Consider the following 21,937-nt stretch of genomic DNA (forward strand, 5'->3'; position numbering starts at 1 on the left):
TGGCCGCAACGGAGCCTGAAATGCCCATCAGAAAGACACTCATCCACCTCGCAGTCGCCTTTGCGCTGTTCAACAGCTATGGCGCTTACGCAGCCAACACCGCCGAGGTGCCCTGTGCTACCACCGAACAATGCGCCGCCCAGGCGGCGAAGATCGGTGCCACGGTCGACAAGTCCAGGACCAAGGGCAGCAAGAGCGAGAGCCAGTTCTCCTGGCTGAACCGCATCAACAAGGCCTCGATCGTGATGCTCACCGAAGAGGGCATCGTCAAGCCGGAGATGGGGCAGAAGATCGCCAGCGGCGTGCGTTATGCCATCGATCAGGCCGACCAGCCCAACGGCAAGCGCCCGAGCGACGTGTTGCAGCTTGAGCAGATCATGACCGACAAGATCGGCCCCGAAGCCTCGCTGATCCACTCCGGCCGCAGCCGTCAGGACATGCTCGCCACTTATCGCCTGGCCAAGCTGCGTTCCGACGTGCTGGCCTACAGCGAAGCCATGAACGCCACGCGCAAGCGCCTGCTGGAGCTGGCCGACAAGAACGTCGACACGCTGATTCCGGCCTACACCAATGGCGTGCAGGCGATGCCGATCACTTACGCGCATTATCTGCTGGCGTTCGAAGCGGCATTTGACCGGGACGGCCAGCGCATTCGCGAGTTGTATCAGCGTCTGAACCTGAGCCCGATGGGCACGGCGGTGCTGGCCAATTCGGCGTATCCGCTCAATCGCGAACGTCTGGCCGAGCTGCTGGGCTTCGATGGCGTGCGCGAGAATTCGCTGGATTCGAGCCAAGTGTCGACCTACGACATCCCGATCGAGGCGGCCAATATTGCGTCGTCGTCAGCGATTCGCGTGGGCGCGATGATTGGCGACATCCACACCCAGTACCATCAGATCCGTCCGTGGCTGCTGCTCGATGAAGAAAAAACCTACACCAGCAGCGCGATGCCACAGAAGCGCAACCCGGGCTTGCTGATGCGTGCGCGGGAAAGCGCATCGGATGTGGTAGGACTGGCGCAGTCCGTGACCCTGCGGGCGCATAACGTCACCACCGGGATGACCGACTACAAGTTCGCCTTCGACTCGCTGGGCGTGTTCGATTCCACCAAGGAGATGTTCGGTGCCGTGGACGCGGTGCTCGAAGCCTTGCAGGTCAACCCGCAGCGCGCTCGCGAAGAACTTGAGAACGAGTGGACCACCTCGATGGAGCTGGCCGACACCCTGGAGCGCACCCAGAAAGTGCCGTTCCGCATCGGCCACAGCTTCGCTTCGCTGATCGTCGAGCAGGCGCGCAGCGAGGGCCTGACGCCCAAGACCTTCCCCTATGCCGATGCGCAAAAGCTCTACACCAAGGCGGCGGACAAATATCAGTGGAAGCAGAACACCCTGCCGCTGGATGAGGCGACCTTCCGCGCGGCGCTTTCGCCAGAAAACATGGTCAACACCCGCAAGGGCACCGGCGGGCCGCAGCCGCAGGAGGTCAAGCGCATGCTGGCCGAGGCCCACAAGAACCTGGAAGCCGATCAGGCGTGGCTGCGTGAGCGGCGCGAGAAGCTGACCCAGGCCGAAGGCAATCTGGATCGGGCGTTCGAGAAGTTGTTGTCGTCTTCCAAAGGTTGACCACCGCAATGTGACGATACGCAAAACCTGTAGGAGCGAATTGATTCGCGATGCGATAGGGCAGACGATGCATCTATATCGCCTGTCCAATCTTCGCGAATGAATTCGCTCCTACAGCGTGTGGTTCATTCGCTTCAACCTCAACCCATCTCGTGCGGTCTGCCACCGCGCGATCGCCAGGCACGCCACGCAATTGCCCAGCACGTTGGTCAGCACCCGGCATTTCATCAGGCGCTCCACGCCCAGCAGCAACCCCACACCCTCCACCGGCACCAGGTTCAGCAGATTGAGCGTGGCGATCAGGGTGAAGAAGGCCGAGCCCGCCATGCTGGTCGAGCCCAGCGATGTCACCAGCGAAATTAGCAGCAGTGTCAGCAGTTGCGCCGCGTTCAGCTCGATACCCGCCATCTGCGCCAGAAACACCACCGCCGTGATCAGATAAATGTTCGAACCGCTGAGATTGAAGGTGTAGCCGGTGGTCAGCACCAGTCGGGTCAATTGACGATCGCAGCCGAGCATTTGCATTTTGCCGATCAAGCCGGGCAGCGCGGCGACGGAAGAACCGGTGAAGATCGCCAGCAGCAGTTCGTCTTTCAGATGCATCACCAGCGCCCACAGCGACAGGCCCGACAACTGCGCGACAGGGGCCAGCACCAGCAGTATGAACGCTGCGGATGTCAGGTACATCACCGCGACGAACTTGAGCAGCGGCAGGGCCGATGCAGGGCCGAACTTGCCGATGGTAAAGGCGATGGCGCCGAACGCGGCCAGCGGGGCGAAGCGCAGGATCAATCTCAGGCCCTTGAACAGCCACTCGACGACTTTCTCAAGCGTCGTGCACAGGGCGTCGGCGTGACGACGGCCTCGGGCGCGCCCGAGAATGGCGCCGGTCACAAGGCCTGCGAGCATCACCTGCAGGATGGGGTTGTGGGTCAACCCGCGGGTGAGCAGCGAGCCGAATGCCGACCAGGAAAACTCGCTCGCCTCCTGGGCGCTGACTGAAGTGTTCGTGATAACCCCGATGCCAGGGTGAAAGAGCTCGGCCATCAGGCCTGCCAGTGTCAGCGACAGCAGCGCGATCGCCTGAAAATACACGAACACCTTGCCGGCCAGCCCGCGCTGGCGCACCTGCAAACCGGCGACGCCGGAGGCGATCAGCAGGAACATCATCAGCGGCATCAGCCAGCCGATCACCCGAATGAACGCGTCGCTTAGCGGCTTCATCGTCACCGCCAGTGCCGGTTCGAAGACGCCAAGCAGCGCGCCACAAATGATGGCCAGCAGAAGCTGCAGCGTGGTACTGCGAACAAGCCTTTGGAGCATCGGCGTTCCGGATCGGGTGTGCTTATTGTTATGGGCCTGCCTTGTCAGCGCGAGGCGGATTGGGCACGCTTGCCGGCCAATGTCGCATCGACCGGGCGGCCATCATAAAACCTCGCTGCGGGATAGACCACTATGGAGCTTCGTCATCTGCGCTATTTCGTCATGGTGGCCGAAGAGCGTCATTTCACCCGCGCCGCCGCGCGACTGAACATGCAGCAGCCGCCGTTGAGCCAGCAGATCCGCGCGCTGGAAGAGGAACTGGGCTTCGATCTGTTCAAGCGCCACCCCAAAGGTGTGGATCTGACAGCGGGCGGGCAAGTGTTCCTGCAAGAGGCCCAGGAGATTCTGGCGAGGGTGCAGGAAGGTTCGCTCAAGGCGTCCCGCGCCGCCCATGGCATCGAAGGGCAGCTGAGCGTCGGCTTCACCAGTTCGGCCGCGGCCCATCCGCTGATTCCACAACTGATTCGCGCCTATCGCGAGCGCTTTCCCGGCGTTGCGGTGTCGCTCAAGGAAGGCAGTGCTCAGCAACTGACCGATGCGGCCATCGAGGGCAGTGTCGATGTCGGCATTTTGCGCGCGCCGGTGGGGCGTCATCAGAGCCTTGAATTTCACCGGCTGCTCAACGAAGAGATGCTGTTCACCCTGCCTGTGGGCCATCGCTTGGTGGCCGGGCAGGACGCCGTCGATGAGCCGCCTGTGATTTCCCTGCATGATCTTGCGCAGGAGCCGTTCATTCTTGTGCGCAGGCCGGGCGCGCCGGGGATGTACGCCAACCTGATCAAGGCCTGTCACAACGCCGGTTTCAATCCGAAGATCGCCTTCGAGGTCGAGCGCATGTTGACCAACGTGAGCCTGGTGGCGGCAGGCGAGGGCGTGTCCATCGTGCCGGCGTCGATGCGTGATGTGCACAAGGAAAGCGTGGTCTATTGCCGAATCCGCGACGCCCGCCCGCGCTTGCATGCGCCGATTACCCTGGTGTGCCGCAGTTTCAACCAGTTGCCGCCGTTGCAGAATTTCATCGCGTTGTCACGCAAAGCTTGTGGGCGTCGTTCGTTGCGGTAATTGATAGCGCATTCAAGATCGCCCCGCCGGCAAGCCGTGCTGCTACGGATTGATATTCACACTGTACCGTAGCAGCACGGCTTGCCGGCGGGGCGATCTCACGGGCACAAAAAAAACCGGCACATTGGCCGGTTTTTTCTGCTGCGACTGAGGCTTAGCGCTTCAGCGAAGCCGGGACGAACGGTGCAATCGAGGTCAGTACGGCCTTGAAGCACTTGGTGTTGCCCGCAACGACGTGGCCTTTCTCGAGGAATTCGTGGCCGCCGTTGAAGTCGCTGACCAGGCCCCCCGCTTCCTGAATCAACAGGGCGCCGGCTGCCATGTCCCACTCGGACAGGCCCGACTCCCAGAACGCGTCGAAACGGCCGGCAGCCACGTAGGCCAGGTCCAGGCTCGCAGCGCCTGCGCGGCGGATACCAGCGGTCTGGCCGACCAGCGAACGGAACATGTTCAGGTAGTTTTCCAGGTTGTCCATCTGGTTGTCGCGGAACGGGAAGCCGGTGCCCAGCAGGGCGCCGTCCAGGCTCTTGCGCGGGCTGACGCGCAGGCGGCGGCCGTTCAGCTGGGCGCCACGGCCACGGGAGGCGGTGAATTCTTCCTGGCGGACAGGGTCCAGAACCACGGCGTGTTCCAGGCGACCACGGTATTTGCAGGCGATGCTGACCGCGAAGTGCGGAACGCCACGTACGAAGTTGGTGGTGCCGTCCAGCGGGTCGATGATCCACAGGTAGTCGGCGCCTTCGCCGCTGCCTGCGTGCAGGCCGCTTTCTTCGCCGAGGATGCCGTGAGTCGGGTAGGCCTTGAGCAGGGCGTCGACGATGACTTTTTCAGCGGCGCGATCGACTTCGGTGACGTAGTCTTTCGCGTCTTTTTCGTCGACCTTGATGGAATCCAGGCGCTCGATGGAGCGGAAGATCAATTCGCTGGCGCTGCGGGCGGCGCGCAGCGCGATATTCAGCATGGGCTGCATGGATGTATCACCTAGGTCGTTAAAGAGAGCCGGGCATTCTATGGGTTCTTGGCGACGATTTCCAGCGCGAGAACCGGCTTTGCCATGCGTCCGGTCGCCTCACAGGCTCTGGTCAAAGGTGTGTCGTCGGGTGTATGCCTCTATCGGGAAGCACGGGTTCGTAGCCTTGGGCCGGGTGCTTCTGTAACATCCGTCCCCCTTTTCACCTGCTAGCGAGACTGCGCCAGTGCTGCAAAACATTCGTGTCGTCCTGGTCGAAACCAGTCATCCGGGGAATATCGGTGGCGCCGCGCGGGCCATGAAGAACATGGGCCTGTCGCGTCTGGTGCTGGTCAACCCGGCTCATTTTCCCCATGCCGATGCCGATGCCCGAGCCTCCGGCGCCGATGACATCCTGCAAAATGCCCAGGTTGTCGCCACGCTGGAAGACGCGCTGGTGGGCGCCAATCTGGTCATGGGCACCAGCGCACGCGATCGCAAGATTCCCTGGCCCTTGCTCGACCCGCGCGAAGCCGGGGTCAAGACCATCGAGCATGCGGGGCAGGGTGAAGAGATCGCCCTGGTGTTCGGTCGCGAGCATGCGGGCCTGACCAATGAAGAGCTGCAGCGCTGCCATTATCACGTGCACATTCCGTCCAACCCGGAATTCAGCTCGCTCAATCTGGCGGCCGCAGTTCAGGTGCTCGGCTATGAAGCACGCATGGCGTGGCTGGCGGCGCAGGGTCAGCCCACCACATTCAAGAAACCCGAGTCGACGTCTACCGGCACCGACGAGCCAGTGGCCATGGATGACATGGAGAAATTCTATGAGCATCTGCAAAGCACCCTGGTGGACATTGGTTTCCTTGATCCGGAAAAACCGCGCCACCTGATGGCCCGGTTGCGCCGCTTGTACGGTCGCTCGGAAATCAGTCGGTCGGAAATGAGCATTTTGCGTGGCATCCTCACCGAGACCCAGAAAGTTGCCCACGGTGAGCCCTACAAGCGGAAGGATCAGTGATGTTCGAGCGTCTGCAAGAAGATATTCAGAGCGTTTTTCACCGTGACCCGGCGGCGCGCAATGCCTTTGAAGTGCTGACCTGCTACCCCGGGATGCACGCGATCTGGCTGCACCGGGCGTCCGGCTGGCTGTGGCGCAAGGACCTGAAATGGCCGGCGCGCATGGTCTCCAACTTCGGTCGCTGGCTGACCGGCATCGAGATTCATCCGGGGGCGAAGGTCGGTCGGCGCTTCTTCATCGATCACGGCATGGGCATCGTCATCGGTGAAACCGCCGAGATCGGCGACGACGTGACGCTGTATCAGGGCGTGACCCTGGGCGGCACCAGCTGGAATAAAGGCAAGCGCCACCCGACGCTGGAAAACGGCGTGGTAGTGGGCGCGGGCGCCAAGGTGCTCGGCCCGTTCACCGTAGGCGCGGGGGCCAAGGTCGGCTCCAATGCGGTGGTCACCAAGCCGGTGCCGGCCGGTGCGACGGTGGTGGGCATTCCGGGCAAGATCATCGTCAAGTCCGGCGATGAGCCGGATGCCGCAGAAGCCAAGCGCAAGGCCATGGCCGAGAAGATCGGCTTCGATGCCTACGGCGTCAGCGAAGACATGCCCGACCCGGTCGCCAAAGCCATTGGCCAATTGCTCGATCACCTGCAGGCCGTGGACGTGCGCATGGAAGACATGGGCAAGGCGCTCAAGAGTCTGGGCTGCGAGTACCGCGAGAAGGAACTGCCACAACTGCACAAGGAAGTGTTCGACTGCATCAAGGAGCGCAGCGAAGGCAAGGTCGCTCAGGAATAAGCGACCGACGCACGCGGCAAAATGCAAGCATGCCTTTTGCCGCAGTCTTTGCTACCATACCGCCGCGTTTTTGCGGGTAATCCCGAGTGCTTTACTAGGTCTTATAGTTGACTTAAATACTCGGGAATATCATACTCGCCCTCATTCCGAACCTCCGCGGTACACGTCATGCGATTGACTACAAAGGGCCGATACGCCGTAACCGCCATGCTCGACCTGGCGTTACACGCGCAGCATGGGCCAGTGTCCCTGGCCGACATCTCCGAGCGGCAAGGGATTTCCCTTTCCTATCTCGAGCAACTGTTCGCCAAGCTGCGTCGCAGCAATCTGGTGTCCAGCGTGCGGGGTCCTGGTGGCGGCTATCAGCTGTCGCGCAACATGCAGGGGATCCAGGTGGCGCAGGTGATCGATGCGGTCAACGAATCGGTCGATGCCACGCGTTGCCAGGGGCTCGGTGATTGCCATGCCGGCGATACCTGTCTGACCCACCACTTGTGGTGTGACCTCAGCCAGCAGATTCACGAATTTCTAAGCGGCATCAGCCTGGCCGACCTCGTCACTCGCCGTGAAGTGCAGGAAGTCGCGCAACGTCAGGATCTGCGTCGTTGCAACAACAAGGCCCAGCTTCTGGACAAGATTGAAACATCCGCCGTTGAGTGAACGCAGATGAACGCGCGGCGCGCCTGCCCGATAGGAGATATTCAATGAGATTGCCGATTTACCTCGATTATTCCGCGACAACCCCGGTCGACCCACGTGTCGCGCAGAAGATGAGCGATTGCCTGCTGGTTGACGGAAACTTCGGTAACCCGGCCTCGCGTTCCCACGTCTTTGGCTGGAAAGCCGAAGAGTCGGTCGAGAATGCCCGCCGTCAGGTCGCCGATCTGGTCAACGCCGACCCGCGTGAAATCGTCTGGACCTCCGGTGCCACCGAATCCGACAACCTGGCCATCAAGGGCGCTGCGCATTTCTACAGCACCAAGGGCAAGCACCTGATCACCAGCAAGATCGAACATAAGGCCGTACTCGACACCATGCGCCAACTGGAGCGCGAAGGTTTCGAAGTCACCTACCTTGACCCGACCGAAGACGGCCTGATCACGCCGGCCATGGTTGAAGCCGTCCTGCGTGACGACACCATCCTGGTGTCGGTCATGCACGTGAACAACGAAATCGGCACCGTCAACGACATCGCTGCCATTGGCGAACTGACCCGTTCGCGCGGCGTGCTGTTCCATGTCGACGCTGCCCAGTCCACCGGCAAGGTCGAGATCGACCTGTCGAAGCTGAAAGTCGACATGATGTCCTTCTCCGCGCACAAGACCTACGGCCCGAAAGGGATCGGCGCGCTGTACGTCAGCCGCAAGCCTCGCGTGCGCATCGAAGCGACCATGCACGGCGGCGGTCACGAGCGCGGCATGCGTTCCGGCACCCTGGCCACTCACCAGATCGTCGGCATGGGCGAAGCCTTCCGTATCGCCAAGGAAGACATGGCCGCTGAAAACCAGCGCATCAAGGCCCTGAGCGACCGTTTCTACAAGCAGGTCGAGCACCTGGAAGAGCTGTACGTCAACGGCAGCCTGACCGCCCGCGTGCCGCACAACCTGAACCTGAGCTTCAACTACGTCGAAGGCGAGTCGCTGATCATGGCGCTCAAGGACCTGGCCGTTTCGTCCGGTTCGGCCTGCACCTCGGCGTCGCTTGAGCCTTCGTACGTACTGCGCGCCCTGGGCCGCAACGACGAACTGGCACACAGCTCGATCCGCTTCACCTTCGGCCGCTTCACTACCGAAGAAGAAATCGACTACGCCGCGCAGAAAGTCTGCGAAGCCGTGACCAAGCTGCGCGCTCTGTCGCCGCTGTGGGACATGTTCAAGGACGGCGTCGACATCTCGAAGATCGAGTGGGCAGCACACTAATTCGAAGTCGCCACATGAATGCGGCGCTTTGAAAACGTATTGATCTGTTTTTGAAGTGTCGCCAAGAGCGACGAACCTGTTGAGGATTGCATCATGGCTTACAGCGAAAAGGTCATCGACCACTACGAAAACCCGCGCAACGTCGGCAAGATGAACGCGGAAGATCCTGATGTCGGCACTGGCATGGTCGGCGCGCCGGCGTGCGGCGACGTCATGCGTCTGCAGATCAAGGTCAACGAGCAGGGCATCATCGAAGACGCCAAGTTCAAGACCTACGGCTGTGGTTCCGCCATCGCCTCCAGCTCCCTGGCCACCGAGTGGATGAAGGGCAAGACGCTGGCTGAGGCCGAGACCATCAAGAACACCCAGCTGGCTGAAGAACTGGCCCTGCCGCCAGTGAAAATCCACTGCTCGGTACTCGCTGAAGACGCCATCAAGGCCGCCGTTCACGACTACAAGCAGAAGAAAGGCCTGCTCTGAGAGCAGACTTCATCCCGCGAGTTAGAGGTAAGGAGTCCTGATGGCTATCAGCATGACCGAAGCTGCCGCCAACCACGTGCGTCGTTCCCTTGAAGGGCGCGGCAAAGGTGACGGCATTCGCCTGGGTGTTCGCACCACAGGTTGTTCTGGCCTGGCGTACGTGCTCGAGTTCGTCGATGAGCCGGAAAGCGAAGACACGGTGTTCGAACAGCACGGCGTCAAGGTGATCATCGATCCCAAGAGCCTGGTTTACCTGGACGGCACCGAGCTTGATTTCGTCAAGGAAGGGTTGAACGAAGGCTTCAAGTTCAACAACCCCAACTCGCGCGGTGAATGTGGCTGCGGCGAAAGCTTCAACGTCTGAGGCTTAACGTGGGTACTCCTTGTCATTTTGCCTTGTTCGATCTGCAGCCGGGTTTCCGGCTGGACCTCGATCTGCTGGCCACGCGTTATCGCGAGCTTGCCCGCAGCGTTCACCCGGACCGCTTCGCCGACGCTTCCGAGCGTGAGCAGCGTGTCGCGCTGGAGCGCTCGGCAAGCCTGAACGACGCCTATCAGACGCTCAAGAGCGCGCCAAAACGGGCGCGTTATCTGCTGGCGCTCAAGGGCGAAGTACCGCTCGAAGTGACGGTGCACGACCCCGAGTTCCTGATGCAGCAGATGCAATGGCGCGAAGAGCTCGAAGACCTGCAGGACGAAGCGGACATCGATGGCGTGGCGCCTTTCAAGCGTCGGCTCAAGGTGGCTCAGGAAGCACTGAACGAAAGCTTCGCGGCCTGTTGGGATGATGCTGCACAGCGTGAGCACGCCGAAAGGCTGATGCGCCGCATGCAGTTCCTCGACAAGCTCTCCTACGAAGTGCGCCAGCTCGAAGAGCGCCTCGACGATTAACCCCGCGCCGCCCTTGGGCGGCGCGCAAGTGATATCAGAACAGCAATGGCTCTACTGCAGATCGCCGAACCCGGCCAAAGTCCAAAACCTCATCAGCGCCGTCTTGCCGTCGGGATTGACCTGGGCACCACCAACTCGCTGGTCGCGGCCCTGCGCAGCGGCATCAGCGAACCGCTGCCGGATGCCGATGGCGCAGTCATTCTGCCGTCAGCGGTGCGCTACCACGCCGATCGCGTGGAAGTCGGCCAGTCCGCCAAGGACGCTGCCGCCACTGACCCGCTGAACACCATCATCTCGGTCAAGCGCCTGATGGGCCGCGGTGTCTCCGATGTGAAGCATCTGGGTGAGCAACTGCCTTACCGCTTCGTCGGCGGCGAATCGCACATGCCGTTCATCGAAACCGTGCAGGGCGCGAAAAGCCCGGTGGAAGTGTCGGCCGACATCCTCAAGGTCCTGCGCCAGCGTGCCGAAGCCACGCTGGGTGGTGATCTTGTCGGTGCGGTCATCACCGTGCCTGCCTATTTCGACGACGCCCAGCGTCAGGCCACCAAGGACGCCGCCAAGCTGGCGGGCCTTACCGTGCTGCGCCTGCTCAACGAGCCGACCGCTGCGGCAGTGGCCTATGGTCTGGACCAGAACGCCGAAGGCGTGGTGGCGATCTACGACCTGGGCGGCGGTACCTTCGATATCTCGATTCTGCGCCTGACCGGCGGTGTCTTCGAAGTCATGGCCACCGGCGGCGACAGTGCGCTGGGCGGCGATGACTTCGACTACGCCATCGCCAGCTGGATCATCGCCCAGGCCGGCCTGTCCGACGATCTGGACCCGGCTGCCCAGCGCAGCCTGATGCAGACCGCTTGCGCGGCCAAGGAAGCACTCACCGACGCTCAGTCGGTCGAAGTCACTTATGGCGCCTGGGCCGGCACCCTGACCCGCAGCGCCTTCGATGAGCTGATCGAGCCGATGATCGCGCGCAGCCTCAAGGCTTGCCGCCGCGCCGTGCGTGACAGCGGCATCGAGCTGGAAGAAGTCGAAGCGGTGGTCATGGTCGGTGGTTCGACCCGCGTGCCGCGCGTGCGTGATGCGGTCGCCGAGCTGTTCGGTCGCCAGCCGCTGACCGAAATCGACCCGGATCAGGTGGTCGCCATCGGTGCGGCGATCCAGGCCGATACCCTGGCAGGCAACAAGCGCGATGGTGGCGAACTGCTGCTGCTCGACGTGATTCCGCTGTCCCTGGGTCTTGAGACCATGGGCGGCCTGATGGAAAAGGTCATTCCCCGCAACACCACGATCCCGGTGGCCCGCGCGCAGGAATTCACCACTTATAAAGACGGCCAGTCGGCCATGATGATTCACGTGCTGCAAGGCGAGCGTGAACTGATCAGCGACTGCCGCTCACTGGCGCGTTTCGACCTGCGTGGCATTCCTGCCATGGTCGCGGGCGCCGCCAAGATTCGTGTCACTTTCCAGGTCGATGCCGACGGTCTGCTGAGCGTTTCCGCTCGCGAACTGGCGTCGGGCGTGGAGTCCAGCATCCAGGTCAAGCCGTCCTATGGCCTGACCGATGGCGAAATCGCCCGCATGCTCAAGGATTCGTTCCAGCATGCCGGTGACGACAAGGTCGCCCGTGTGCTGCGCGAGCAGCAGGTCGATGCCCAGCGCCTGATCGAGGCGGTCGAAGGTGCGTTGGCGGTCGATGGCGAGCGCCTGCTCGACGCCGAAGAGCGCATGGTCATCGACATGCAGGTCGACGAACTCCGTGAATTGATGAAGGGCACCGACGGTATGGCCATCGAGCAGCAGACCAAGCGTCTGTCGCAGGTGACCGACGCGTTCGCCGCCCGCCGCCTGGACTCGACGGTGAAAGCCGCCTTGGCAGGGCGCAACCTGAATGAGATTGAGGAATAACTGATGCCGCAGGTGATTTTTCTACCCCACCACGAGTTCTGCCCGGACGGGCTGGTGGTCGAGGCTGAGCCTGGCACCTCGATCCTGGAGCTCGCTCACGAACACCACATCGAGATGGAAAGTGCCTGCGGCGGTGTCTGCGCCTGCACCACGTGCCATTGCATCATCCGCGAAGGTTTCAATTCGCTGGAAGAGGCCGACGAGCTGGAAGAAGACTATCTTGATCGTGCCTGGGGCCTTGAGGCGCAATCGCGTCTGGCTTGCCAGGCCAAGGTCGGGACCGAGGACCTCACCGTCGAGATTCCGAAATATTCGCTAAACCATGCAGCCGAAGCGCCGCACTGACCGAGGGATTGTCATGAGCTACGGTTGGAATGACGTACAACGCATCGCCGAAGAACTGGCCGAAGCCCATCCGGGCGTCGACCCGTACTCGGTGGGGTTCGTCAAGTTGCAACAGATGATCCAGCAATTGCCGGACTTCGATGACACCTCTGGCCGCGTCGGCGAGAAGGTCCTTGAAGCGGTCCAGACCCTTTGGGTCGACGAAATAGACTGATCGTCTCTGCAGGTTAGGCAATACATGAGAACCCGCGTATAATTCGCGGGTTTAATTTTTCGCAAAACTCAACGTTTCTGGAGTTACACCATGGCTGTTCAACGTACTTTCTCGATCATCAAGCCTGATGCCGTTGCTAAAAACGTAATCGGCGAGATCACCACCCGCTTTGAAAAAGCTGGTCTGCGCGTCGTCGCTTCGAAACTGAAGCAACTGTCCAAAGCCGAAGCAGAAGGTTTCTACGCTGAGCACAGCGCCCGTGGTTTCTTCGGTGACCTGGTTGCTTTCATGACTTCGGGCCCTGTTGTCGTTCAGGTTCTGGAAGGCGAAAACGCCATCCTGGCAAACCGTGAGCTGATGGGCGCTACCAACCCTAAAGAAGCGGCTCCAGGCACCATCCGTGCTGACTTCGCCGAGTCCATCGACGCCAACGCCGTTCACGGTTCGGACTCCGAAGCCGCTGCTGCTCGCGAAATCGCTTACTTCTTCGCTGCTACCGAGGTAACCACTCGCTAAGCTTGCGCTTCGAGTGAGGGTGAATCCATGACTGAAACAACTGGCAAAATCAACCTGTTGGGTCTGACCCAGCCGGAAATGGAAAAATTCTTCGAGTCCATCGGGGAGAAACGCTTCCGTGCCGGGCAGGTCATGAAGTGGATTCACCACTATGGCGTCGACAATTTCGAAGCCATGACGAACGTCGGCAAGGCGCTGCGCGAAAAGCTCGAGCGCCGTGCCGAAATTCGTGGTCCTGAAGTCGTCAGCGAGGACATCTCCAGCGATGGCACACGCAAGTGGGTCGTTCGTGTGGCGTCCGGCAGCTGCGTCGAGACCGTCTACATCCCGCAGGGCAAACGCGGCACTTTGTGCGTGTCCTCCCAGGCGGGCTGCGCGCTGGACTGCAGTTTCTGCTCCACCGGCAAGCAAGGCTTCAACAGCAACCTCACCGCCGCCGAAGTCATCGGTCAGGTGTGGATTGCCAACAAATCTTTCGGCAGTGTCCCGGCCACCATCGACCGCGCCATCACCAACGTGGTGATGATGGGCATGGGCGAGCCATTGCTGAACTTCGACAATGTCATTTCCGCGATGCGTCTGATGATGGACGACTTCGGCTATGGCATTTCCAAGCGCCGGGTGACCCTGTCCACCTCCGGCGTGGTACCGATGATCGACGTGCTCGCGCAGCACATCGACGTCTCCCTGGCCCTGTCGCTGCACGCGCCCAACGACGCGCTGCGCAACCAGCTGGTACCGATCAACAAGAAGTATCCGCTCAAGATGCTGCTCGAGTCCTGCCGCAACTACATGTCGGCCCTGGGCGAGAAGCGCGTCCTGACCATCGAGTACACCCTGCTCAAGGACGTCAACGACCGTCCCGAGCACGCCGTCGAGATGATCGAGCTGCTCAAGGACACCCCTTGCAAGATCAACCTGATTCCGTTCAATCCGTTCCCGCACTCCGGCTACGAGCGCCCGAGCAACAACGCGATCCGGCGTTTCCAGGATCTGCTGCATCAGGCCGGGTATAACGTCACCGTGCGCACCACTCGCGGTGAGGACATCGATGCTGCCTGTGGACAGTTGGTCGGGCAGGTAATGGACCGCACTCGTCGCAGCGAACGCTACATCGCTGTGCGCGAGCTCAGCGCCGAGGCCGACGTGGCTCAGGTCGCTGCGGCTCGCAACTGACTGCGAATTTGACCGAGAGGATCTCTATGTCCCTGCGCGCTGCGCTGCTGTGTCTTGTCACCTTGATGGCCGGTTGTGTCTCCACCGGCAATGTCGATCCCCTGAGCACCAGCAAGGGTCGTGACGAGGCGCGCCAGGCGTATGTGCAACTGGGCCTGGGGTATCTGCAACAGGGTCAGACCGAGCGGGCCAAGGCGCCGCTGAAGAAGGCCCTGGAGCTGGACGGCTCGGACGCCGATGCCAACGCGGCCCTGGCGCTGGTGTTCCAGACCGAACTGGAGCCGGCGCTGGCCGATCAGTATTACAGCAAGGCGCTGTCGTCCCGGCCCAAGGACGCACGAATCCTCAACAATTACGGCGGCTTCCTTTACGAGCAGAAGCGCTACAAGGAAGCTTACGAGCGCTTTGAACAGGCCGCCGATGATAACCTCTACACCGAGCGCGCCAGGGTTTTCGAAAACCTGGGGATGACCGCGCTCAAGCTCAACGACCGTGCAAATGCGCTTGAGCTGTTCAACAAGGCCTTGAGGCTCGATCGTCAACAACCGCGCGCTTTGCTGGAAATGGCTGAGTTGTCTTACGAAGACAGGCATTATGTGCCGGCGCGTGATTACTACGACCGTTTCAGCCAGCTCAGCGAGCAGAATGCCCGCAGTCTGTTGCTCGGCACCCGGTTGGCGAAGATCTATGACGATCGCAACAAGGCAGCCAGTTATGGCCTGCAACTTAAAAGACTCTATCCCGGTACGCCGGAATATCAGCAATACCTGTCGGAGCAATGATGAAAGCGGCGCATCCCGAAGTTGTAGCAGCCACTCGCACGAACCCTGGTGAAACCCTGCGCCAGGCTCGCGAGAGCAGAAACTGGTCGCTGCCTGATGTGGCTTTGAGGCTGAACCTCACCTCGACTTCCCTGGGTTATGTGGAATCGGGCGACTTTGACAAGCTTCCCGGCCATACCTTTGCCCGGGGCTATATCCGTGCCTACGCGAAACTGCTGGGCCTGGATCAGGCAGCGCTGGTCAACGAATTCGACCAGTACACCGGCACCGACGGCAAGGGCAGCAACGTCCACGCCCTGGGCCGCATCGAAGAGCCCGTGCGTCTGTCCCACAATATCCTGCGCATCGTCAGTCTGTTGCTGCTGGTGGCGCTGATCGGTGGCGGCTTCGTCTGGTGGCAAGATCAGGCCACCCTGCGCGGCAAGGAACCGACCAGCCTGGGCATGGAACACGTCGAAGTCGAAAGCGCTGACGGCACCACCCAGATTCACCCGCTTGACGAGCCGGAGGACCAGGCCGTCGCCGAGGGGCAGAGCAGCACCACCGCGCCACTGCCGCTGAACAATGCCGAGCCTGCTGCACCGGCTGCGACCGCACCGGTAGCGCCAGCTGCACCAGCGCCGTCGGTCAACGCTGCGGCCACCGCTACCGCGCCGGCCCACGGCAGCGTGGCCAATCCGGCCGCACCGACTGCGCCTGCGCACACCACGGCAGTGCCGACGGCACCGGTCACCGCGACGGCACCGGCACAAGCCGCTGTCCAGGCTCCGGCGCCTGTAGAAGCCGCGCCGACCCCGGCCGGTTTCGGTCAGGTACAGATCCAGTTCACCGCCGATTGCTGGTTCCAGGTCACCGACGCCAACGGCAAGGTTCTGACCAGTGGCCTGAAACGCAGCGGCGACAGTATCGACGTCAGCGGCAAGCCGCCTCTGGCGCTGCGCCTGGGCGTCGCCCGTGCCGCGCAAGTGAGCTACAACGGACAGCCCGTGGACGTCGCACCATTCACCTCGGGCCAGACCGCCCGTATGAAGCTGGGGCAATAACTCATGCACGGCGAATCTCCGATCAAGCGTCGCGAATCTCGTAAAATCTGGGTCGGCTCGGTGCCGGTTGGCGGTGATGCGCCCATCGCAGTACAGAGCATGACCAACAGCGACACCAACGATGTGGCCGCCACGGTGGCGCAGATCAACCGTCTGGAAGCCGCTGGCGTGGACATCGTCCGCGTTTCCGTTCCGGACATGGACGCCGCCGAGGCGTTCGGTCGTATCAAGCAACTGGTCAAGGTGCCGCTGGTCGCCGACATCCACTTCGACTACAAGATCGCCCTGCGCGTGGCTGAACTCGGTGTGGACTGCCTGCGCATCAACCCGGGCAACATCGGCCGCGAAGACCGCGTGCGCGCGGTGGTCGATGCCGCCCGTGATCGTGGCATTCCGATCCGCATCGGCGTCAACGCAGGCTCGCTGGAAAAGGACCTGCAGAAGAAGTACGGCGAACCGACCCCGGCCGCGCTGGTCGAGTCCGCGCTGCGCCATGTCGAGCACCTGGACCGCCTGGATTTCCAGGACTTCAAGGTCAGCGTCAAGGCCTCCGACGTGTTCATGGCGGTCGAAGCCTATCGCCTGCTGGCCAAGCAAATCATCCAGCCGCTGCACTTAGGGATCACCGAAGCCGGTGGTTTGCGTTCAGGCACGGTGAAATCGGCCGTCGGCCTAGGTATGCTGCTGGCCGAAGGCATCGGCGATACCATCCGTATCTCGCTGGCCGCCGATCCGGTCGAGGAAGTGAAAGTCGGCTACGACATCCTCAAGTCGCTGCACCTGCGTTCCCGTGGCATCAACTTCATCGCCTGCCCGAGCTGCTCGCGGCAGAATTTCGATGTGGTCAAGACCATGAACGAGCTGGAAGGGCGCCTTGAAGATCTGCTGGTTCCGCTCGATGTGGCGGTGATCGGTTGTGTGGTGAACGGTCCGGGCGAAGCCAAGGAGGCCCATGTCGGCCTCACCGGCGGTACGCCGAACCTGATCTACATCGATGGCAAACCGTCGCAAAAGCTGACCAATGACAATCTCGTGGACGAGCTTGAACGCCTGATCCGCGAGAAAGCGGCCGAAAAGGTCCAGGCCGACGCAGCGCTGATCGTTCGCGGCTAACCCGTTTTCAAGGAATATTTGTGAGTAAGTCCCTGCAAGCCATTCGTGGCATGAACGACATCCTGCCGGAGCAGACCCCGCTGTGGCGCTATTTCGAAGGCACCGTGGCCGGTCTCTTGGATAACTACGGTTATCGCCAGATCCGCATGCCGATCGTCGAGTTCACCGACCTGTTCAAGCGTTCCATCGGCGAAGTCACCGACATCGTCGAGAAAGAGATGTATACCTTCGCCGACCGCAACGGCGACTCGCTGACCCTGCGCCCGGAAGGCACGGCGGCCTGCGTACGCGCGGTGCTGGAGCACGGCATCACCGGCGGTGGCCAGGTGCAGAAGCTGTGGTACATCGGCCCGATGTTCCGCCACGAGCGTCCGCAGAAAGGCCGCTATCGCCAGTTCCACCAGATCGGCTGCGAAGTGTTCAACCTCGACGGTCCGGACATCGATGCCGAGCTGATCGTGCTGACCTGGCGCCTGTGGGGCCTGCTGGGCATCCGCAACGCGGTCAAGCTGGAGCTCAACAGCCTGGGCACCAGCGCCGCCCGCGCCACTTATCGCGAAGCGCTGGTCGAGTACCTGTCGGCTCGCCACGACCAGCTGGATGAAGACAGCCAGCGTCGCCTGAAGACCAACCCGCTGCGCGTGCTCGACACCAAGCACCCTGAAACCCAGGCCGTGCTGGTCGATGCGCCGAAACTGGCGGATTACCTGGACGAAGAGTCCCGCGTTCACTTCGAAGGCCTCAAGGCGCGCCTGGACGCGGCGGGCATTCCGTACGTGATCAATCCCAAGCTGGTGCGCGGCCTGGATTACTACAGCAAGACCGTTTTCGAATGGGTCACCGACCAGCTCGGCGCCCAGGGCACGGTCTGCGCGGGCGGCCGTTATGACGGTCTGGTCGAGCAGATGGGCGGCAAGCCGACCGCTGGCGTCGGTTTCGCCATGGGCATCGAGCGCTTGGTCCTGCTGCTTGAAACCCTGGAGCAGGTGCCTGAAGAAATTTCCCGCACCATCGACGTCTATGTCTGCGCCTTTGGCGAAGCGGCCGAACTGGCTGCACTGGCGTTGTCCGAGCGCCTGCGTGACCAGGCGCCGAACCTGCGCCTGCAGGTCAACGCCGGCGCCGGCAGCTTCAAGAGCCAATTCAAGAAGGCTGACAAGAGCGGCGCGCTGTATGCGCTGATCCTGGGCGACGAAGAACTGGCGCGCAAGGAAGTGGGCGTCAAGCCTCTGCGCGGTCAGGGCGAACAACAAACCATTGCCTGGGATGCTCTGTCCGAGCATCTGGCCACCTGCGTTGCGCAGGGTTGAAGCCGGGCCAAGCCTGATAAAAAGCAGCATCAGCGAATAGGAGTATTGGGGTGTCGAGTAGCGATGAAGAACAACTGGCAGCGGTCAAGGACTGGTGGCAGCGTAACGGCAAGCCCCTGGTTACCGGTGGTCTGCTGGCAGTGATCGTTGTGCTGGGCTGGCAGGCCTGGCACCGCTATCAGAACAACCAGGCGCAAGGCGCTTCGGCGCTGTACCAGCAGTTGCTGGAAACGGCCCTGACGCCGAGCGGCCAGGCCGATGCCGGCCAGGTCGCCGAGATCGCCGGCAAGCTCAAAAGCGAGTTCGGCGGTACCGCCTACGCGCAGTACGGCAGCCTGTTCGTGGCCAAGGTCGCGGTCGATACTGGCAAGCTGGACGACGCCGCCAACGAGCTGAAGGCAATCAACGCCAAGCCGGCCAACCCGACCCTGGGCGAAATCGCCCGTCAGCGTCTGGCCCGTGTACTGGCTGCGCAGAACAAGGCTGATGAAGCGCTGAAACTGCTCGACGGCGACGCCGACAAGGCCTTTGCCGCCAGCCGTGAAGAACTGCGTGGCGACCTGCTGGTTCAGCTGGGTCGTACCGACGATGCCTACGCTGCATACAAGAAGGCCAAGGCTGCACTGTCCGAGCAATCGGCGGTGGGCGGCCTGCAAATGAAGCTCGACGACCTGGCGAAAGGGGATGCGTGACGTGATTCGTTGGAAACATGCGGCAGTGCTGGCTCTGGTCGTTCTGGCCGCGGGTTGCAGCAGCAACAGCAAAAAGGAATTGCCTCCGGCGGAACTGGTCGACTTCAAACAGGAAGTGACCTTGCAGAAGCTGTGGAGCCGCTCGGTCGGTGACGGCCAGGGCGACATCTACAACATCCTGGTTCCGGCCATCGACGGCGAGCACATCTACGCTGCCGACGCCAACGGTCTGGTCATGGCCATCGACCGCAGCAACGGCTACGTGCTGTGGAAGAAAGAACTCGAACAGCCTGTTTCCGGCGCCGTGGGCGTAGGTTCGGGCATGATCATGCTCGGCACCCTGCGTGGCGAAGTGATCGTGCTGGACCAGTCCACCGGCGAGCAGAAGTGGAAGGCCAAGGCCACCAGCGAGGTGCTCGCAGCACCTGCGACCAACGGCGACGTGGTCGTTGCCCAGACCCAGGACGATAAGGTCATCGGTTACGACGCGGCCACCGGCAATCAGCGCTGGATCTACGATAGCAGCCCGGCGGTACTGACCCTGCGCGGCACTGGCGCACCGATCGTGACCGGTCAGCTGGCGGTTGCCGGCCTGTCCACCGGCAAGGTCGTGGCGCTGGACACCAGCAACGGCGTGCCGGTCTGGGAGCAGCGCGTGGCGATTCCACAAGGTCGCTCGGAGCTTGATCGCGTGGTCGACATCGACGGTGGCCTGCTGTTGTCCGGCAGCACCCTGTACGTCGCCACCTACCAGGGCCGCGTAGCGGGCCTGGATCTGCAGAGCGGTCGCATCCTGTGGCAGCGTGATGCGTCGAGCTACTCGGGCGTTGCCCAGGGCTTCGGCAGCGTCTACGTGTCGCTGGCCAGCGGCACCGTGGAAGGCGTCGACGAGCGTTCGTCCACCGCGCTGTGGAGCAACGACCAACTGGCCCGCCGCCAGCTGGGCTCGCCGGAAGTGTTCTCCAGCTACGTGGCTGTGGGCGACATGGAAGGCTATCTGCACCTGCTCAGCCAGGTCGATGGTCACTTCGTCGCCCGTGAAAAGATCGACGGTGACGGCCTGCGCGCCCGTCCGCTGGTCTCGGGCAACACCATTTACGTCTTCGGCAACAGCGGCAAGCTGGAAGCGCTGTCGATCAAGTGATGGTTGTCTACGCTTGGGGAAGCCGTTGCTCGGCAATCCCCTTGCGGCCCCGCCTGGCGGGGCTTGCGGCGCCTTGAGTGCCGCTCCGAACTCCGGCCGCTGCCTTGCAGCGGCTTTTGTATTTTCTGAAATAACGAAGTGGAGAGCCGCATGGTTCCCGTAATCGCCCTGGTGGGTCGACCGAACGTCGGCAAGTCCACCTTGTTCAACCGCCTGACCAGGAGTCGCGACGCCATCGTCGGCGACTTGTCCGGTCTGACCCGCGATCGCCAGTACGGTGAGGCCAAGTGGCAAGGGCGTTCCTACATTGTCATCGACACCGGCGGTATTTCCGGTGACGAGCACGGCATGGACGAAAAGATGGCCGAGCAGTCGCTGCTGGCGATCGAGGAAGCCGATGTCGTGCTGTTCCTGGTCGACGCCAAGGCCGGCTTCACCGCCGCCGACCAGATGATCGGCGAGCACCTGCGCAAGCGCAACAAGACCTCCTACGTGATCGCCAACAAGGTCGACAACATCGACCCGGACATGGCCCGCGCCGAGTTCGCGCCACTGGGCATGGGCGATGCGATCCCGATCGCCGGTGCTCACGGCCGTGGCATCTCGCAGATGCTGGAAATCACCCTCAACCAGTTCCCCAAGGATGCTGACGCCGAGGCCGAAGAGGGCGAGCTGGAAGACGTCGCTGAAGGCGAAGAAGCCAAGCGTATTCCTGGCCCGAGCGAGAAAGACGGCATCAAGATCGCCATCATCGGTCGTCCCAACGTGGGCAAATCCACGCTGGTCAACCGCATGCTCGGGGAAGACCGGGTGATCGTCTATGACCAGCCCGGCACCACCCGCGACAGTATCTACATCCCGTTCGAGCGCAACGAGGAAAAGTACACGCTGATCGACACCGCCGGTGTGCGCAAGCGCGGCAAGATCCACGAGGAAGTCGAGAAGTTCTCGGTGGTCAAGACGCTGCAGGCGATCAAGGACGCCAACGTGGTGATCTTCGTCATGGACGCCCGCGAAGGCGTGGTCGACCATGACCTCAACCTGCTGGGCTTCGCGCTGGAGGCCGGTCGTGCGCTGGTCATCGCGCTGAACAAGTGGGACGGCATGGAGCCGAGCGAACGTGACTACGTGAAGACCGAACTGCAGCGCCGGCTGTTCTTCGTCGACTTCGCCGACATTCACTTCATCTCCGCGCTGCATGGCACCGGCGTCGGCAACCTGTATGCATCGGTGCAGGCTTCGTTCAAGTCGGCGGTCACCCGCTGGCCGACCAGCCGCCTGACCCAGATCCTCGAAGACGCCATCAGCGAGCACCAGCCGCCGATGGTCAACGGCCGCCGGATCAAGCTGCGTTACGCTCACCTCGGTGGTGCGAACCCGCCGCTGATCGTGATCCACGGCAACCAGGTCGAGAAGGTGCCCAAATCCTACGTGCGCTACCTGGAAAACACCTACCGGCGCGTGCTCAAGCTGGTCGGTACGCCGATCCGCATCGAGTTCAAGGGCGGTGAAAACCCGTACGAAGGCAACAAGAACACGCTGACCGACCGCCAGGTCAACAAGAAGCGTCGCTTGATGTCGCACCACAAGAAGGCCGAGAAGAAGCGCAAGGATAAGCGCTGATTCTGTAACGGAC

The 21,937-nt window shown here is 62.0% G+C and carries 23 protein-coding genes; 21 read left to right on the forward strand and 2 right to left on the reverse strand.

Annotated features, from left to right (window positions below; translation table 11 throughout):
* Positions 1-20: 20 nt before the first annotated feature.
* A complete protein-coding gene (locus AC1MEK_RS06565) occupies positions 21-1,622 on the forward strand; it encodes an argininosuccinate lyase (RefSeq protein ID WP_480395458.1) in 1,602 nt (533 codons plus the stop codon).
* Between the two features lie 111 nt (positions 1,623-1,733).
* Here the strand turns inward: AC1MEK_RS06565 and AC1MEK_RS06570 are convergent, their stop codons facing one another.
* A complete protein-coding gene (locus AC1MEK_RS06570) occupies positions 1,734-2,945 on the reverse strand; it encodes a cation:dicarboxylate symporter family transporter (protein ID WP_480395459.1) in 1,212 nt (403 codons plus the stop codon).
* Positions 2,946-3,077: 132 nt separating this feature from the next.
* On the opposite strand from AC1MEK_RS06570, the gene AC1MEK_RS06575 reads away from it, so the two are divergent.
* Positions 3,078-4,007 carry a LysR family transcriptional regulator gene (locus AC1MEK_RS06575; RefSeq protein ID WP_480395460.1) on the forward strand — a complete coding sequence of 310 codons (930 nt, stop codon included), beginning with the start codon at positions 3,078-3,080 and terminating at the stop codon, positions 4,005-4,007.
* A 154-nt stretch (positions 4,008-4,161) separates the two neighbouring features.
* On the opposite strand, the gene suhB is transcribed toward AC1MEK_RS06575, so the two are convergent.
* Positions 4,162-4,977 carry a type III secretion system regulator SuhB gene (gene suhB / locus AC1MEK_RS06580; protein WP_480395461.1) on the reverse strand — a complete coding sequence of 272 codons (816 nt, stop codon included), beginning with the start codon at positions 4,975-4,977 and terminating at the stop codon, positions 4,162-4,164.
* Between the two features lie 226 nt (positions 4,978-5,203).
* Between suhB and trmJ the strand changes: the two genes are divergently transcribed.
* The 19 genes from trmJ to der all read left to right on the forward strand — a co-directional run bounded on the left by trmJ (position 5,204) and on the right by der (position 21,924).
* Positions 5,204-5,977, forward strand: a complete 774-nt coding sequence (trmJ, locus tag AC1MEK_RS06585) for a tRNA (cytosine(32)/uridine(32)-2'-O)-methyltransferase TrmJ (RefSeq protein ID WP_480395462.1) — start codon at positions 5,204-5,206, stop codon at positions 5,975-5,977.
* Positions 5,977-6,768 (forward strand): serine O-acetyltransferase, encoded by a 792-nt coding sequence (gene cysE, locus AC1MEK_RS06590; RefSeq protein WP_480395463.1) that lies wholly within the window; start codon positions 5,977-5,979, stop codon positions 6,766-6,768. Before trmJ ends, cysE begins: the two co-directional genes overlap by 1 nt.
* A gap of 168 nt (positions 6,769-6,936) precedes the next feature.
* Positions 6,937-7,428 (forward strand): Fe-S cluster assembly transcriptional regulator IscR, encoded by a 492-nt coding sequence (gene iscR, locus AC1MEK_RS06595; RefSeq protein WP_404616970.1) that lies wholly within the window; start codon positions 6,937-6,939, stop codon positions 7,426-7,428.
* A 44-nt stretch (positions 7,429-7,472) separates the two neighbouring features.
* On the forward strand, positions 7,473-8,687 hold the full coding sequence (locus AC1MEK_RS06600; RefSeq protein WP_480395464.1) for an IscS subfamily cysteine desulfurase: 1,215 nt from the start codon (positions 7,473-7,475) through the stop codon (positions 8,685-8,687).
* A 93-nt stretch (positions 8,688-8,780) separates the two neighbouring features.
* The gene (iscU, locus tag AC1MEK_RS06605; protein WP_133752242.1) at positions 8,781-9,167 is read left to right on the forward strand and encodes a Fe-S cluster assembly scaffold IscU; all 387 of its coding nucleotides are present in this window, start codon (positions 8,781-8,783) and stop codon (positions 9,165-9,167) included.
* A 40-nt stretch (positions 9,168-9,207) separates the two neighbouring features.
* A complete protein-coding gene (iscA, locus tag AC1MEK_RS06610) occupies positions 9,208-9,531 on the forward strand; it encodes an iron-sulfur cluster assembly protein IscA (RefSeq protein WP_400598025.1) in 324 nt (107 codons plus the stop codon).
* 8 nt (positions 9,532-9,539) lie between these two features.
* Positions 9,540-10,058 carry a co-chaperone HscB gene (hscB, locus tag AC1MEK_RS06615; protein ID WP_480395465.1) on the forward strand — a complete coding sequence of 173 codons (519 nt, stop codon included), beginning with the start codon at positions 9,540-9,542 and terminating at the stop codon, positions 10,056-10,058.
* Between the two features lie 45 nt (positions 10,059-10,103).
* Entirely contained in the window at positions 10,104-11,966 is a 1,863-nt protein-coding gene (gene hscA / locus AC1MEK_RS06620; RefSeq protein WP_480395466.1) for a Fe-S protein assembly chaperone HscA, read from the forward strand.
* 3 nt (positions 11,967-11,969) lie between these two features.
* The gene (gene fdx, locus AC1MEK_RS06625; RefSeq protein WP_480395467.1) at positions 11,970-12,311 is read left to right on the forward strand and encodes an ISC system 2Fe-2S type ferredoxin; all 342 of its coding nucleotides are present in this window, start codon (positions 11,970-11,972) and stop codon (positions 12,309-12,311) included.
* A 13-nt stretch (positions 12,312-12,324) separates the two neighbouring features.
* Positions 12,325-12,525, forward strand: a complete 201-nt coding sequence (gene iscX, locus AC1MEK_RS06630; protein WP_274134052.1) for a Fe-S cluster assembly protein IscX — start codon at positions 12,325-12,327, stop codon at positions 12,523-12,525.
* A gap of 90 nt (positions 12,526-12,615) precedes the next feature.
* On the forward strand, positions 12,616-13,041 hold the full coding sequence (gene ndk / locus AC1MEK_RS06635; protein WP_404637306.1) for a nucleoside-diphosphate kinase: 426 nt from the start codon (positions 12,616-12,618) through the stop codon (positions 13,039-13,041).
* 27 nt (positions 13,042-13,068) lie between these two features.
* Positions 13,069-14,217 carry a dual-specificity RNA methyltransferase RlmN gene (gene rlmN, locus AC1MEK_RS06640; RefSeq protein WP_480395468.1) on the forward strand — a complete coding sequence of 383 codons (1,149 nt, stop codon included), beginning with the start codon at positions 13,069-13,071 and terminating at the stop codon, positions 14,215-14,217.
* A 26-nt stretch (positions 14,218-14,243) separates the two neighbouring features.
* Entirely contained in the window at positions 14,244-14,999 is a 756-nt protein-coding gene (gene pilW / locus AC1MEK_RS06645; RefSeq protein ID WP_480395469.1) for a type IV pilus biogenesis/stability protein PilW, read from the forward strand.
* Positions 14,999-16,042: a RodZ domain-containing protein gene (locus AC1MEK_RS06650; RefSeq protein WP_480395470.1), complete on the forward strand. Its 1,044-nt coding sequence runs from the start codon at positions 14,999-15,001 to the stop codon at positions 16,040-16,042. Before pilW ends, AC1MEK_RS06650 begins: the two co-directional genes overlap by 1 nt.
* Positions 16,043-16,045: 3 nt before the next feature.
* A complete protein-coding gene (ispG, locus tag AC1MEK_RS06655; protein WP_480395471.1) occupies positions 16,046-17,155 on the forward strand; it encodes a flavodoxin-dependent (E)-4-hydroxy-3-methylbut-2-enyl-diphosphate synthase in 1,110 nt (369 codons plus the stop codon).
* Between the two features lie 20 nt (positions 17,156-17,175).
* Positions 17,176-18,465, forward strand: a complete 1,290-nt coding sequence (gene hisS, locus AC1MEK_RS06660; protein WP_480395472.1) for a histidine--tRNA ligase — start codon at positions 17,176-17,178, stop codon at positions 18,463-18,465.
* Positions 18,466-18,515: 50 nt separating this feature from the next.
* A complete protein-coding gene (locus tag AC1MEK_RS06665) occupies positions 18,516-19,157 on the forward strand; it encodes a YfgM family protein (RefSeq protein WP_480395473.1) in 642 nt (213 codons plus the stop codon).
* Complete coding sequence (gene bamB, locus AC1MEK_RS06670) at positions 19,150-20,301, forward strand: outer membrane protein assembly factor BamB (protein WP_480395474.1); 1,152 nt, start codon at positions 19,150-19,152, stop codon at positions 20,299-20,301. Before AC1MEK_RS06665 ends, bamB begins: the two co-directional genes overlap by 8 nt.
* Before the next feature lie 150 nt (positions 20,302-20,451).
* Entirely contained in the window at positions 20,452-21,924 is a 1,473-nt protein-coding gene (der, locus tag AC1MEK_RS06675) for a ribosome biogenesis GTPase Der (protein WP_480395475.1), read from the forward strand.
* Positions 21,925-21,937: the final 13 nt, after the last annotated feature.

The organism is Pseudomonas sp. 2 (assembly GCF_056627435.1).